Consider the following 14,450-nt stretch of genomic DNA (forward strand, 5'->3'; position numbering starts at 1 on the left):
GGCTTACGACGTGGTCTGCGGCGCGGTGAGGAACTCGTCGTTGTGCTGTCCCGGCGCGGGCGGCGGTTCGGTGGCCGCCGCGTCGAAGCTCGAGTAGCGCGCGGGCATACGGACCACCGTGACGGTGTCGTCGCCGTCGCCGACGCGCAGGGCGAGCTCGTTCTCGGCGAACAGCGGGGTGTCCACCACCTGCTTCCAGGTGTAGGCCAGGCAGGCCATCAGGCCGCCTTCTTGAAGCAGCTCGACCCATTCGGCCGCGGTCTTGGCGGCCAGCGCAGACTCGAGCTCCTCGGTCAGTTCGTGGTAATTCATTGCGCGCGAACGCTGGTCGATGAACCGCTGGTCGGTCAGCAGGTCGGGGCGGCCGATGATCTGGCACAGCTTCGCCCAGTGCTTGGGCACGTACGCGCTGATCACCAGGTACCCGTCGGCGGCCTTGAACGCGTCCGACGGCTGGGTGGCGAAGCCGACTCCCTTGCGCTTCTTGGCTTTCGGTGCCGCATCGGGTTTGGGCGCCTCGCTCGGCTTGTTCAGGTGGATCGTGAGCTGGCCGGCCTGCAGGTTGACCGCGACGTCGTACATTGCCACCCGCACCACGTCGGCCACCCCGTGGCGCTCCCGGTTGAGCAGCGCGGCCAGCACCGCCTGCGCCAGTACGTGACCGCTGGCGGCGTCGACGAGCTGGAACGGGATGATCTGGGGCTTGCCGGTCGGCGTGGGCATCCCGGTGGTCATGCCCGACTCGGCGGCGACCATCAGGTCGACGCCCGGCCTGCTGCCGTGCGGGCCGTTGCCGCCGTAGGCCGACAGCCGCGCGTAGATCAGCCTGGGGTTGCGTGCGCGCAGGTCATCGGGGCCCAGGCCCATGCGCTCCATCACGCCGGGGCGGAATCCCTCCAGCACGACGTCGGCCGTGTCGACCAGCCGCAGGATCTGCTGCTTGGCCTCGTCGTCGGTGAGGTCCACCGCCACCGACTTCTTGCCCCGGTTGTGGGGCAGAAACAACGTGGGCAGCGGCGGGCGCCCGGGCAGCACCGCGGTGATCTGCCGCGCCGCCTCACCGTGGGGCGCCTCCACTTTGATCACCTCGGCGCCCAGGTCGGCCAGCACCTGACCGGCCAGCGGCCCGGCAATGTTCTGGGTGAAATCGAGTACCCGGAATCCGTCAAGTGGCTTGGCGGGCGTGCTGTCTGCCATCGGTGGCCTTCCGTCAACGGGCCGCGTGCAACTCTGCGATGCAGTAGTAGTTCTGGGCGAACGGCGCACCGGGATCGGTGCGCTGCAAAGGTAACCCGTTGTCGGCCAACAGCTGATTCAGGGGTGTGCGAGTCGGGCGCCAGCCGTGCCGCTCCAGGTGGGTCGCCGCGTCGTTGCGCTCGCCCGGAAAGCCCAGGTCGCCGAGCGCGATGTCGAGGCCGTTGTCCCGCCACTTCTGGCTGGCGGCGTTCAGGGCGTCCCCGTTGGCGCCGGAGTTGATGAAGACCTCGGCCACCAGCCGGCTGCCGGCGGCGCTCAGCGCGGTGATGTCGTCGAGCAGCCGGTCCTGCGCCTCGGGCGGCAGGAAGCCGAGCAATCCCTCGGCGGCCCAGGCGGTGGGTCGAGCGGTGTCGAATCCGGCGTCTCGCAGCGCCGACGGCCAATCGTGGCGCAGGTCGATCGGCACGGCGCGCACCTCGGCGGTGGGCCGGGCACCGAGCTCGGCGATGGTGGCGGTCTTGAACTCGATGACCTCCGGCTGGTCGATCTCGTACACCGTGGTGCCCGCCGGCCAGGGCAGCCGGTAGGCCCGCGCGTCCAGGCCGGAGGCCAGGATCACCACCTGGCTTATCCCCGCGGCGCCGGCCTCGGCGAAGAAGGCGTCGATGTAGCGCGTGCGGGCGGCCAGCATGTCGGTCATGCGTTGCATGCCCCACGGCGCCCCGGGCTCGTCGACGTCGGCGGAGTCCAGTTCGCCGGCCGCCCAGCGCGTCATGAAGTCCACCCCGACCGCCCGCACCAGCGGCTCGGCGAACGGGTCGTCGATCAGCCCGTCGCGGGTGGCCCGGGCCCGTCCGGCGGCCACCATGGTGGCGGTCGCCCCCACACTCGTGGCCAGGTCCCAGCTGTCGTTGTCGGTGCGCGTCATCGGCAATCGTCCCCTTCCGTCTAGTCGTTAGCCAGAATAACGATGGTGACGAAAGACCCCGTCCGTAGTGGCGTTGCGCCCTTATCCGGCGCGGTGTCGGGCGGCAGCATCGACGTGTGCAAATTCTTCGGCGCGCGGGTGCGGAAGCCCGGTCACTGCTCCTCTACGCCCGGTCCGGGGGATTGCGGTGGATACCGCCCGGCCGCGTCGCGCCGGTGCTGGGCGCCGTTCGGCGCTACGGCATCCTGGGTGCGGCGACGGCGATCGCCGCCGGACGGGACCCCGACGGGGTGGCGCTGATCGACGAGCGCGGCCCGCTGACGTTCGGTGAACTTGACCGCCGGACCAACGCGCTGGCCAACGAGTGGCGCCGGCGCGGCCTGGGCCCGGGTCACGGCGTGGCCATCCTGGTCGGCAATCACCGCGGCTTTCTGGAAGCCGTCTACGCCGCAGGCAAGTGCGGCGCCGGTGTCCTGCTGCTCAACACCGGCTTCGGCGCCCCGCAGCTGGCCGGGATGCTGGCCTCCGAACGCGCCGATCTCCTGGTCTACGACGAGGAGTACGGCGCCGTCGTCGCCGACGCCCGGCCGCCGCTCGGCCGCGTCCTGGCCTGGACGGAGACGCCCGATTCCGACTCGCTCGACGCGCTGATCGAGCGGGGTGATCCCGCCCCGCCGCCGGCCTCCGGCGGGCGGCCCAAGATCGTCATCTCGACCAGCGGGACGACCGGAACGCCGAAGGGCGCCGCGCGTTCGGAGCCCTACTCGCTGATACCGGTCGGCGGCCTGCTCGGGAAGGTCCCGTTCCGCGGCCGGGAAGTCACCGAATGCTGTGTGCCGCTGTTCCATTCGATGGGTTTCAGCCATGCGATGTACGGCATGGTGCTGGGCTCGACCCTGGTGCTGCGCCGCCACTTCGATGCCCGGGAGACGCTGGCCAGCCTGGCCGCACACCGGGCCAGCGCCATGATCGTGGTGCCGATCATGTTGCGGCGCCTGCTCGACCTGGGCCCCGCCGCCCTGGCCGAGCACGACCTGTCGGCGCTGCGCATCGTGTTCATCGGCGGCTCGCAGCTGGGCGCCGCGCTGGCCACTCGCGCGCTCGAGGCGCTCGGGCCCGTGGTCTACAACATGTACGGGTCGACCGAGGTCGCCTACGCCACCATCGCCACGCCCGCGGATCTGGCCGTCGCGCCGGGCTGCGTGGGTGCGGTGGTGCCCGGCTCGGTGGTCAAGGTCTTCACCGCCGACGGGCGTGAGGCGCCGCCGGGGACGCCGGGGCGCATCTTCGTCGGCAACGTGCTGGCCTTCGAGGGCTACACCGGTGGCGGCACCAAGGAGTCGATCCGGGGCCTGATGTCCACGGGCGACGTCGGTCACTTCGACGCCGACGGCCGGCTCTTCATCGATGGGCGCGACGACGAGATGATCGTCTCCGGCGGGGAGAACGTCTACCCCGGCGAGGTCGAGGAGGCGCTCTCACACCACCCCGACGTCCTCGACGTCGCGGTGGTCGGGGTCGGCGACGAGGAGTTCGGGCAGCGGTTGCGTGCCTACGTCGTGGTGCGGCCGGGCGCGACGCTGACGGAGGATGACGTCAGGCAGTACGTGCGGGACCGGCTGGCCCGCTTCAAGGTCCCCCGCGACGTGCTGTTCGTCGACGCGCTGCCCCGCAACGCGGGCGGAAAGGTGCTCAAGCGGGTGCTGACCGGTCAGGTTTGACACGGTTGTGTTACTAGCTGGTGTCCGGGACTGCCGCCGGGCGTGATCGCCGCTAGCCTCGCGCCATGACCACCTTCTCGCTCACCGCCGACGGCCACGCCCTCGCCGCGGCGCGGGACGCCGGTTGGCGGCGCAGCGCCGAGTGGGCGCGGCGCCTCGCGTGGATCAGCCTGGTCGCGGTGCTGGTCGAGGGCGCCGTCGGGCTGTGGCAGGGCCTGGCGGTCGGGTCGGTGGCGCTGACCGGCTGGGCGCTCGGCGGGGTGTCCGAGGCGCTGGGCAGCGCGATGGTGGTGTGGCGGTTCAGCGGAGCCAGGACCTTCTCGGCAGACGCCGAGCGGCGCGCGCAACGCGGTGTCGCGGTGTCGTTCTGGCTGACCGCCCCGTACATCGCCGCGGAATCCGTGCGGGAGCTGATCGGTGAGCACCGCGCCGAGGCGTCGGCGATCGGGCTCGCGCTGACCGCCGCCGGGTTGCTGCTGATGCCGATCCTCGGCCGGGCCAACCGCCGACTGGGCGCGCGGCTGGACTCGGGCGCCACCGAGGCCGAGGGGATGCAGAACTACCTGTGCGCCGCCCAGGCGGCCGGGGTGCTCGTCGGGCTGGCGACGATGGCGCTTTGGTCCGGCGGCTGGTGGATCGACCCGGCGGTCGGGCTCGGGATCGCCGGCGTCGCGGCCTGGCAGGGTGTGAGGGCCTGGCGCGGCCACGACTGCGGCTGCTGCTGAGCTAGTCGAGCCGGTACCGGATCAGCCGGGAGCTGTTGGCCACCACCGCGACCGACGACGCGTTGTGCAGGATCGCGGCCAGCACGGGGGACAGCGCGCCGCCCGCGCCGATGATCAGCCCGGCGGCGTTGACCGCGATCGACATGCCGTAGTTCTCCCGGATGACGTCGACGGCCCGGGCGCCCAGATCCCGGACGTCGAGCAGGCGATGCAGGTCGTCGTTGGCCAGCGCCACATCGGCGGTCTCCACCGCGACGTCCGTTCCGGCCAGGCCCATCGCGATCCCGATGTCGGCCGCCGCCAGTGCCGGGGCGTCGTTGATGCCGTCACCGACCATGCCGACCACGTAGCCGTCGTTCTGCAGGCCGCGCACCACCTCGAGCTTGTCCTCCGGCATCACCTCGGCGCGCCACTCGTCGATCCCCAGTTCCTCGGCGACCACCTGGGCGATGTCGGGATGGTCGCCGGTGAGCATGACGATGCGGCGAATCCCATTGTCCCGCAACTGTTTAAGCACCTCGACCGCTTCGGTGCGCACCTCGTCGCGCAGGCTGATCAAGCCCACCAGCTTGCCGTCGACCGCGAGCAACAGCGGGGTCTCGGCCTGGCGCCGCAGCCTGTCCACCCACTCCGAGGCCTTCTTCGACACCCGCACCTTCTCGGCGCGCAGCAGGCCGGGGCTGCCGAGCAGCAGGGTGCGGCCGTCGGCCCAGGTGCGCATGCCCAGGCCGACCAGGACCTCGCACTCCTCGTGCGGCGGGATGGTGATGTGGCGCTCCTCGGTCGAGCGGATCACCGCCTCGGCCAGTGGATGGCGGGAGTGGATCTCCGAGCTGGCCGCGTAGGCCAGCACCTGCTCGGGCTCCCAATCCTTGTGCAACGCAATGATGTTGGTGACCACCGGACGGCCGACGGTCAGCGTGCCGGTCTTGTCGAACACGATCGCGTCCACCCGGCCGGCCTGCTCGAGGTGCGATCCGCCCTTGATCAGGATGCCGCGGCGCGCGCCGTTGCCGATCGCGGCGCTGATGGCCGTCGGGGTGGACAGGCCCACCGCGCAGGGGCAGGCGATCAGCAGCATGGTCATCGCGCGGCGCACGTCCCCGGTGACCGCCAGGGTGAGCGCCGAGACGATGAACGAGGTGGGAACGAAACGGCGGGAGAAGTTTTCGCCGACGGTCTGGATGGGCGCCCGGTCGTGCTGCGCCTCCTCGACGCGGGTGATGATGCGTCCGATCGCCGTCTGGTTGCCGACGGCCTCGGCCCGCACCACGAGGCGCCCGCGCACCACGACCGACCCGGCGTGCACGTGCGCGCCCACTGCGACCGAAACGGGCAGGTTCTCACCGGTGATCGCGGACTGGTTGACGATCGCCTCGCCGTCGACGACCTCGCCGTCGACCGGGATCGCGACGTGGTCGTGAATGATCACCTCGTCGCCGATCTCCACTGTATCGATGGGGACCTGGACCTCGGCCCCGTCGGCGAGCCGGATCCAGGCCGTGTCCTGGCTGCCGCGCAGCAGCTCCGAGATCGCCCGCCGGGTGCGGCGCAAAGTCAGGTCCTGCAGGTACTCACCGATGTTGAGCAGCCACAGCACGGTGAGCGCCACCACGTTCTCGCGCAGCACCAGGCTCGCCACCGTCGCGGCCGACACCAGGGCGTCGGTGCCGGCCCGGCCCGAGCGCAACGAGCGCAGCGCCCCGCGCAGGAACGGGTAGCCGGTGAAGATGGTGACGCCGGTGGCCAGGATCCGGCCGTTCGGGCCCAACAGCGGTGGCCGGGCGAACACGTAGCGGCGCACGCCGAGCAGGGCCAGCGCCGCGCCGCCGATGACCATCCGCAGCACGTCGGTATTGCGGATCTCCGACGAATGCGGAGCGCGGGCCGGGATCAGCTCGGCGGCGACGTGCGCGGCGGAGGCAATCGCCGCCAGCACCGCGGCGCGGTCACACCGCCGGGGCGAGTACCAGACGACGACCGATCCGGTGCGCGGGTAGGCGTGCACCACACGCACGCCGTCCTCCTTGGCGACGGCCTCCTCGACCGCCACCGCGCGCCGGGAGTCGCACCGCAGCCAGTCGACGGAAACCCGCATGCGCCCGGCCGCATCCGAAATAACCTGCAGCGCAGGGTCTTTCGAGCGGACCGGCTCGAGGGCGGTGGCGAGCGCCATGTAAACGGGGGTCAGTGGTCGTGCTGGTGGACGTCGGCGACGGCCGGGGTGGGCGCTTCCTCGCCGATGCGCTCGCGGGCTTCTGCCATGACGTCGGCGATCTTGAGCCGGGCCGACTCGGCGGCCTCCTCGGCCTTGCGGGTTCCGCGCAGCCCGAGCTCCGCCGCCGACACCGCGGTCTCGTGCAGCGGCGCCTTGGCCACGGCCTTGCGCACCACCTCGTAAGCCGTCACGCCGACGAGGCCGGTGACCACAGTCGATGCCGCCTTTGCCAAGAGCGCGTACCCCGCCATTGCCCGGACCTCCTTGTCGTCGCCGCGTCAACCGACGCTCGCTCGACGTTAACATTGAAATATAGCGATATCAATATGAATCGCGCGTCCCTAGAGCACCCGGGTGACCTTCTCGGTCTCGATCCGGCGCGCCAGCGCCGACGGGTCGGGATGGGCGACCTGCACCAGCGACGCGCCGACGGCCAGGATCGCCAACAGGCCGTCCACCAGTTCCCGGGGGCCTGGCCACGCGGCGGTGGAAAGCACCCGGTCCTTGGCGGTCAATTCCCTTGCGGCGGCAGAGCTTTGGCAGTCGGCCAGCACCTCGTCGACGGACCGGCCGGCCAGCGCCGGGCCGGGATGGCGTTCGGCGACGATTTGGTCGCCGTGCACGCGCACGGCGGTGGCGTAGTCGGTGACGCCGATCGGGAGGTCCGCGGCCGGACGACCGAACGGGTCCAGCGACAGCACCGCCACCTCACCGGCCATCGAGTCCGCCTCGTCCAGCCGCCCGGCGGTGCACAGTGCGAGGTCCGCCGCGCCCGGTTCGAGCACCGCCTCGGCGCCGATCCACCACACGCCGAACAACACGGCCGCGGTCTGCCAGTGCGCCGGCAGCAGGATCGCGACCCGGCTGCCCGGCCCGGCGCCCAGCTCGTCGCGCAACAGGTTGCCGGTCTTGGCCGCCCAGTTGGCCAGCGTGACCGCGGACAACTCGATGCGCTCGCCGGTGGCGTCGTCGTAATAGGTGATGCGCGGGCCGACCGGATCGGCCCGCAGCATCGGGTCCAGGATGGCGCCGGAAAGCGTGCTCAGTTGATGCACTCGGGCTTGTCGGAACCGGCGGTCAGGATCGGCGAGGGCGCCGGGACGTTGGGGTCCGCCGCCACCGAACCGACGTTGGACACCCGGGCGGGCATCACCGTCCCGGTGCCGGACAGGCCCGAACCGGGGCCGCTGTAGTCGTTGCCCAGCACCACCCGAACCGAGCCCGGTGCCAGGGACGGATCAGCGACCACCGGCAACCCGCCCAGCTCCTTGGACACCTCCTGGGCGCCCACGTCGTCGGTCTTGGCGGCCCGCACCTGGCTGCCCTTGACGTGGCCGCCATCGTTGTTGCCAACCGTGCCCGCACCAAATCCCTTGGACGTCAACACCTGCGACACCGCCGACGCCAGCCCGTTGATGTCGGTGTCGTTGACCACGCTGGCGGTGGTCTTCGCCGGGGTGTAGGCGATCTCCTCGGTCTTGCCCTGCTCCTGGTCGTGCAGCAGCCCGCTGACCCAGTCGGCGACCTGGTGCGGATCCACCCGCACCACGCTCTGCATGCCGTCGTCGCTCCAGCCGGCGCCGTCGAGCACCGGGATGGTGGCGAACGCGACATTGCCACCGGCCAGTTTCTGCATCTGCTGCACGAAGTCCATGACGTCCCAACCCGACGAGATCACCACCGAGCGCTGCACGGCCGCCTCGAGCCTCTTGACCGTGGTGGGGCTGGACAGCGTCTTGCCGGAGATGACCCGGTGGGCCAGCGAGGCCATCACCACCTGCTGGCGCACCACCCGGTCCAGGTCGCCGCGCGGCAGCTCGTGCCGCTGGCGGACGAAGCTCAGCGCCTCCGGCCCGTCCAGCCGCTGCGGGCCGGCCGGGAAGTCGGCACCCGAAAGCGGTTCGAACACCGGCTCTTTGAGGCAGACGTCCACGCCGCCGAGCGCGTCGGTGATCAACGAGAACCCGAGCAGGCCGATCTCGGCGTAGTGGTCCACGGTGACGCCGGTGAGGTCGGCGACGGTCTTGATCAGCGCTTCGCGCCCGGCCTCGGTGCCCTGCGCGGCGGCGTCCTCGGCCGAGTCGCCGGCCTTGACCAGGCTGGTGCGCTTGGCCTCGCGGGTCTGGCCGTAGACGCCGTTGATCTTCGTCTTGCCCAGGCCGGGGGCCGCGACGTAGGAGTCGCGGGGGATCGAGATGGCGGTCGCCGACTTCCCGTTGTTGGGGATCCGGATCAGGATGATCGTGTCGGTGTTGGTCGCTTCCTCGTCGCCGGCGCGCAGGGTGGCCAGTTCCTCCTGCGACAGCGGGTTGCCGTGGGCGTCGGTGCGGCTGTCGAGGCCGACCAGCAGGATGTCGATCGCGCCGTCGTCGCCGCCCTTGCCGAGCGAGGGTGCGGACATGTGGAAGATGCCGTCCTCGAAGGAGCGGACGTTGCTCCACGCCAGCCCGGTGCCGAGGACGACAACGAGCGTGAGCGCAGTGGCAATCACACGAACCACACGTTGCACAGGCATCCCACTAGGTTACTTGCGACACAGACGCTTCGCGGGTAGCGAACCCCCGCGCGCCCCGGCCGTCGCCCGCGCTTTTGCGCGCATGCCAAACTCAAACCATGTCGAGCAGGATCGTGATCGCCGGTGCCGGGGGCCAACTGGGCCGCTACTTGCGCTCGCTCGCGGCCGGTCAGGGCCGTGACGTGCTGGCCCTCACGTCGTCGGAGTGGGACATCACCGACCCCGCCGCCGCCGAGCGGATCGTCCGCGGTGGCGACGTGGTGATCAACTGCGCGGCGTACACCGACGTCGACGGCGCCGAGAGCGACGAGGCCGGCGCCTACGCCGTCAACTCCACCGGACCGGAGAACATCGCCCGCGCCTGCGCGCGCGTCGGCGCCCGGTTCATCCACGTCTCCACCGACTACGTCTTCAACGGGGACTTCGACGGCGCCGACCCGCGCCCGTATGAGCCCAGCGACCGGACCGCGCCGTCGGGGGTCTACGGGCGCAGCAAGCTCGCCGGGGAGCAGGCCGTGCTGGCGGCGCTTCCCGAGGCCGTCATCGTCCGCACCGCCTGGGTCTACACCGGCGCCGACGGCAAGGACTTCGTCGCCGTCATGCGCCGGCTGGCCGCCGGGGACGGCCCGGTCAACGTGGTCGACGACCAGGTCGGGTCGCCCACCTACGTGGGCGACCTGGCGGAGGCGCTACTGCAGATCGCCGACGACGGCGTGCCCGGGCCGATCCTGCACGCCGCCAACGAGGGCGCGGTGTCCCGCTTCGAGCAGACCCGCGCGATTTTCGAGGCATGCGGCGCCGACCCCGAGCGCGTCCGGCCGGTCAGCACCGCCGAGTTTCCCAGGCCCGCGCCGCGCCCGGCCTACTCCGCGCTGTCGGGCCGCGAGTCCGCCGCGGCGGGCCTGCGGCCGTTACGGCCCTGGCGCCCCGCGCTTGTCGCGGCGCTCGCGGCCGCCGACCGACCGTTACCCTCGACGCGTGACTGACGTCCTGCCGGTCGTGACGGTGACCTACTCACCGGGCCCACACCTCGAGCGCTTCCTGGCCTCGCTGTCGCTGGCCACCGAGCGGCCCGTGTGCGTGCTGATGGCCGACAACGGCTCCACCGACGGGACGCCGGAGGCCGCCGTCGAGCGCTACCCGAACGTTCGGCTGTTCCACACCGGGGCCAACCTCGGGTACGGCACCGCGGTGAACCGGGCGGTCGAACAACTCGACCCGGGCGACGACTGGGTGATCGTGGCAAACCCGGACGTGCAATGGGGTCCGGGCAGCATCGACGCCCTGCTGGACGCCGCGACCCGCTGGCCGCGCGCCGGCGCACTCGGCCCGCTGATTCGCGACCCGGACGGCTCGGTGTACCCGTCGGCGCGGCACCTGCCCAGCCTGGTCCGCGGCGGCATGCACGCGGTCGTCGGCCCGGTCTGGAAGCGCAACCCGTGGTCGGCGGCCTACCGGCAGGAGCGGCTGGAGCCCACCGAACGCCCGGTGGGCTGGTTGTCCGGGTCTTGTCTGCTGGTCCGTCGGTCCGCCTTCGCCCAGGTCGGCGGGTTCGACGAGCGCTACTTCATGTATATGGAAGACGTCGACCTCGGGGACCGGCTCGGCCGGGCCGGCTGGCTGAGCGTCTACGTGCCGTCGGCCGAGGTGTTGCACCACAAGGGCCACTCCACCGGGGACGACCCGGCGAGCCACCTGGCCGCGCATCACGAGAGCACCTACCTGTTCCTGGCCGACCGGCACGCGGGGTGGTGGCGGGCGCCGCTGCGCTGGGTGCTGCGGGGCTCGTTGGCGTTGCGGTCCCGCCTGATGGTGCGCGGCGCGCTGCGGGATCGGAGACGGAAACTGGCGGAAGGGCGGCGCGCAAATGGCTAACCCGCAAGTCGATGCGGTGATTCTGGTCGGCGGCAAGGGCACCCGGCTGCGGCCGCTGACGCTCTCGGCGCCCAAGCCGATGCTGCCCACCGCCGGTCTGCCGTTCCTGACCCACCTCCTGTCGAGGATCGCCGCAGCGGGCATCGAGCACGTCATCCTGAGCACCTCGTATCAGGCCGCGGTGTTCGAGGCGGAGTTCGGCGACGGATCCAAGCTGGGCCTGCAGATCGAATACGTCACCGAGGACAGCCCCCTGGGGACCGGCGGCGGCATCGCCAACGTCGCCGGCCACCTGCGCCACGACACCGTGCTGGTGTTCAACGGCGACGTGCTCTCGGGCTCGGACCTCAACCAGATCATCGACTTCCACCGGGCCCAGCAGTCCGACGTCACGCTGCACCTGGTGCGGGTGGGCGACCCCCGGGCCTTCGGCTGCGTCACCACCGACGAGAACGGCCGGGTCACCGCCTTCGTGGAGAAGACGCAGGACCCGCCGACCGACCAGATCAACGCGGGCACTTACGTGTTCGCCCGCGGCATCATCGACCGGATCCCGCGGGGCCGCGAGGTGTCGGTCGAACGCGAGGTGTTCCCGGCCCTGCTCAAGGACCCGGACGTCAAGGTCTGCGGCTACGTCGACGCCACCTACTGGCGGGACATGGGCACACCGGAGGACTTCGTGCGCGGCTCGGCGGACCTGGTGCGCGGCATCGCGCCGTCACCCGCGCTGCACGGCCACCGCGGCGAGCAGCTGGTGCACGACGGCGCGGCGGTGTCGCCGGGCGCGGTGCTGGTCGGCGGCACCGTCGTCGGGCGGGGCGCCGAGATCGGGCCCGGCGTGCGGCTGGACGGCGCGGTGATCTTCGACGGCGTCAAGGTCGAGGCCGGCAGCGTGATCGAGCGCTCGATCATCGGCTTCGGCGCGCGCATCGGCCCGCGGGCGCTGATCCGCGACGGCGTGATCGGCGACGGCGCCGACATCGGCGCGCGCTGCGAGCTGCTGCGCGGCGCCCGGGTCTGGCCCGGCGTTGCGATTCCCGACGGCGGGATCCGCTACTCGAGCGACGTCTAAGGCGCACGCCCTCTTCCGCCGAGCGTCACGCCAGCGTGGCGCCCGGCGCCGTCGGTCACGCTAGCGTGACCCGCGCGACCGGGTGGTGCCCCGAGCGCGCGCGACCAAATACGCCAGCGCGTGGTCGGTCCCGTCCGGCAGGGCGTCGGCCGGCCACCACCGCAGGTCATCCGACTCGTCGCTGATCGCGATTCGCGCGCCGGCCGGCGCGTGCGCCACGAACTGCAGATCCAGGTGGCGGGTGGGCACGCCCAGCGAGCAGGTGACCGGGTGGACGTGCACCGCGGCCAGCCGGGGTTCGATGCGCAGGCCGTCGACGCCGGACTCCTCGGTGGCCTCGCGCAGGGCGGCGGCGGCGATGTCGCGGTCGTCATCGTCGCAGTGGCCGCCCAGCTGCACCCAGCGGCCCAGCCGCGGATGCAACGTCAGCAGCACGCGGTCGCCGGTGTGGTCGACCACCAGCGCCGACGCCGTGACGTGGCCGGGCACGCACTCGCGGCGGCACGCGTCGGGACGGGCGAGCACGAAGGCAAGCACCGCGTGGCGCAACGAATCCTGCCCGGCGTCGGGCGCCTGCCAGTCGGACAGCAGCGCGATAGCCGACTCCCGGACGCTCACCGGGCGCCCCGCCGCTTCCGGCGATCCCGCAGCGAGGCCCATGCCGCGCGGCACCGCGCCACCACCTCGGGTTGCAGACCCAGGCGGTCGATCAGGACGTGGCGGTCGACGAGGTCCAGCGCCTTGTCGATCTCGTTGGCCTTCAACAGCAGGTCGACGTCGCCGGCCAGCCCCGGGCCGGCCAGCGCCGGTGGGGGAATGGGCAGCTGCTCGGCCTCGCGGGGTTCCAGCTCCAAGATCCCCCCGCCGTAACTGCGGCCGATGATCTCGGCGAAGGCGAACGTCACGCTGTTGTGGAAGGCGGTGGCCAGCGCGGCCGCCTCGACGCCGGGGGAGAGCCGGACCCGGTGCACGGTGTCGGTGCTCGTCGCGTCGGCGGCGTTGACGGTCAGCCGCGGCGCCAGGTGAATCTGTCGCAGCAGGAACAGATCCGGGACCCACGGCGACGGAGTGCTCCACCACGGCTTGCGGATCGAGCATTTGTAGCCCCGGTGCACGCCGGCGGACTCACCGGCCCGGATGTGTGCGATCAGCGCGGGGTCGTCCGGCTCGCGCGGCGCGTCGAGCAGCCAGGTCCGACGCCCGGCCGCGACATCGCCTGCCCGGCAGTCGGTGTCGTAGAACAGCCCGGATAGCTGCGCGCTGCGCGAGACGAGCGGCACGCAGTGGGGCAGCAGCGCGAGTTCGCGGGCCTGCGCGTCGGTGAACGTGAAGAAGCTGTTGCGGCCCGTGACGATGCCGACGTCCACGTCGGCGACCGAGCCGAGGCGGGTCATGGCCGCCGATCCCTTGAGCGTTCGCAGCGCCCGGATCGCGTCAGGGCGCAGAAAATATTTGGTCCACTTCTCGTTCTCGTGCAGCAGCGCGGGAGCCCAGTCGACGTCCAGGGCCGCGCGCGCGAGCGCGTCGGCGTCGGTGAGGTGCAGGGTGCGGATGCGGGCCGGCCCGGCGCCGGCGACCCCGCAGAACAGCACGACCTCCTGCAGGATGCCGTCGAACACCAAGCGCTCGAACGTCACCAGGGTGATGTCGCTGAACCGGCTCAGCAGGAACTCGCGCAGCTGCGCGGCGTAGGTGACCTGAAGCAATTCGGCCGGCAGCACCAGTCCCACCCGGCCGCCGTCGCGCACCAAGATCGAGCTCGCCACCACGAAGGGGACCCAGGCGTTGGTCAGGCGGCTGGGCCGCAGGCCCGCGCGCCTCATCAGTTCCAGCGCGGGCTCGCGCTGCTCGGCCGCCCAGTTGCCGAACCGGATGTAGGGCGGGTTCCCGGCGACGCCGTCCCAGGCGCCGGGTTCGGTGGTGGCGAGCCAGCCGAACAGGTTCGCGGCGTCTACGGGCGCGAATTGCCTTGCCTTGGCCGCCTCCTCGCCGACGAGTTCGACGCCGCGGGGCCGTCCGCCGAGGGCGGCCAGCTCGCGCAGGATGGCACCGTCGCCGCAGGAGGGTTCGACGATGCGCGGTCCGGCTTCGCGAACCCAGCCGGCCAGGAACCGGGCCACGGGCGCGGGCGTGTAGTAGCCGCCGCGGGCCTTGTCGGCGGACGCCGCCGCCTTGCCCGCGAATCTCATGGGGCCAGTA

Annotated in this window: 13 protein-coding genes; 5 read left to right on the forward strand and 8 right to left on the reverse strand. The window is 71.8% G+C overall.

Annotated features, from left to right (window positions below; genetic code table 11):
- Positions 1-3: 3 nt before the first annotated feature.
- Together A5704_RS13550 and A5704_RS13555 are read right to left on the reverse strand one after the other, a co-directional pair.
- Entirely contained in the window at positions 4-1,197 is a 1,194-nt protein-coding gene (locus A5704_RS13550; RefSeq protein WP_067758963.1) for a CoA transferase, read from the reverse strand.
- 13 nt (positions 1,198-1,210) lie between these two features.
- The gene (locus tag A5704_RS13555; protein WP_067758966.1) at positions 1,211-2,125 is read right to left on the reverse strand and encodes a class I SAM-dependent methyltransferase; all 915 of its coding nucleotides are present in this window, start codon (positions 2,123-2,125) and stop codon (positions 1,211-1,213) included.
- 116 nt (positions 2,126-2,241) lie between these two features.
- Here A5704_RS13555 and A5704_RS13560 point away from each other — a divergent pair, with 116 nt between their 5' ends.
- Both A5704_RS13560 and A5704_RS13565 read left to right on the forward strand, forming a co-directional pair.
- Complete coding sequence (locus tag A5704_RS13560; protein ID WP_067758969.1) at positions 2,242-3,846, forward strand: AMP-binding protein; 1,605 nt, start codon at positions 2,242-2,244, stop codon at positions 3,844-3,846.
- A gap of 65 nt (positions 3,847-3,911) precedes the next feature.
- Complete coding sequence (locus tag A5704_RS13565; protein ID WP_067758972.1) at positions 3,912-4,571, forward strand: cation transporter; 660 nt, start codon at positions 3,912-3,914, stop codon at positions 4,569-4,571.
- 1 nt (position 4,572) lies between these two features.
- On the opposite strand, the gene ctpC is transcribed toward A5704_RS13565, so the two are convergent.
- The 4 genes from ctpC to A5704_RS13585 form a co-directional block, all read right to left on the reverse strand.
- Complete coding sequence (ctpC, locus tag A5704_RS13570; protein WP_067758976.1) at positions 4,573-6,747, reverse strand: manganese-exporting P-type ATPase CtpC; 2,175 nt, start codon at positions 6,745-6,747, stop codon at positions 4,573-4,575.
- Between the two features lie 11 nt (positions 6,748-6,758).
- Positions 6,759-7,040 carry a DUF1490 family protein gene (locus A5704_RS13575; RefSeq protein ID WP_066949897.1) on the reverse strand — a complete coding sequence of 94 codons (282 nt, stop codon included), beginning with the start codon at positions 7,038-7,040 and terminating at the stop codon, positions 6,759-6,761.
- A 90-nt stretch (positions 7,041-7,130) separates the two neighbouring features.
- Positions 7,131-7,844 carry a TIGR03089 family protein gene (locus tag A5704_RS13580; protein ID WP_197498886.1) on the reverse strand — a complete coding sequence of 238 codons (714 nt, stop codon included), beginning with the start codon at positions 7,842-7,844 and terminating at the stop codon, positions 7,131-7,133.
- Positions 7,832-9,304 carry an LCP family protein gene (locus A5704_RS13585; protein WP_067758979.1) on the reverse strand — a complete coding sequence of 491 codons (1,473 nt, stop codon included), beginning with the start codon at positions 9,302-9,304 and terminating at the stop codon, positions 7,832-7,834. The genes A5704_RS13580 and A5704_RS13585 overlap by 13 nt, the downstream gene beginning before the upstream one ends.
- 98 nt (positions 9,305-9,402) lie before the next feature.
- On the opposite strand from A5704_RS13585, the gene rfbD reads away from it, so the two are divergent.
- From rfbD to A5704_RS13600, 3 genes are read left to right on the forward strand one after another with little or no spacing between them, the layout of a single operon-like run.
- Positions 9,403-10,290, forward strand: coding sequence for a dTDP-4-dehydrorhamnose reductase (gene rfbD, locus A5704_RS13590; RefSeq protein ID WP_067758982.1), 888 nt, complete (start codon positions 9,403-9,405; stop codon positions 10,288-10,290).
- The gene (locus tag A5704_RS13595; RefSeq protein ID WP_067758985.1) at positions 10,283-11,179 is read left to right on the forward strand and encodes a glycosyltransferase family 2 protein; all 897 of its coding nucleotides are present in this window, start codon (positions 10,283-10,285) and stop codon (positions 11,177-11,179) included. The genes rfbD and A5704_RS13595 overlap by 8 nt, the downstream gene beginning before the upstream one ends.
- Positions 11,172-12,251 carry a sugar phosphate nucleotidyltransferase gene (locus A5704_RS13600; protein WP_067758988.1) on the forward strand — a complete coding sequence of 360 codons (1,080 nt, stop codon included), beginning with the start codon at positions 11,172-11,174 and terminating at the stop codon, positions 12,249-12,251. Before A5704_RS13595 ends, A5704_RS13600 begins: the two co-directional genes overlap by 8 nt.
- Positions 12,252-12,311: 60 nt before the next feature.
- Here A5704_RS13600 and A5704_RS13605 read toward each other — a convergent pair whose 3' ends face one another.
- Together A5704_RS13605 and A5704_RS13610 are read right to left on the reverse strand one after the other, a co-directional pair.
- On the reverse strand, positions 12,312-12,869 hold the full coding sequence (locus A5704_RS13605) for an NUDIX hydrolase (RefSeq protein WP_197498887.1): 558 nt from the start codon (positions 12,867-12,869) through the stop codon (positions 12,312-12,314).
- Positions 12,866-14,440, reverse strand: a complete 1,575-nt coding sequence (locus tag A5704_RS13610; protein ID WP_067758991.1) for a class I SAM-dependent methyltransferase — start codon at positions 14,438-14,440, stop codon at positions 12,866-12,868. Before A5704_RS13610 ends, A5704_RS13605 begins: the two co-directional genes overlap by 4 nt.
- Between the last annotated feature and the right edge of the window lie 10 nt (positions 14,441-14,450).

It is taken from the genome of Mycobacterium sp. E735 (genome assembly GCF_001666955.1).
GTDB lineage: Bacteria > Actinomycetota > Actinomycetes > Mycobacteriales > Mycobacteriaceae > Mycobacterium.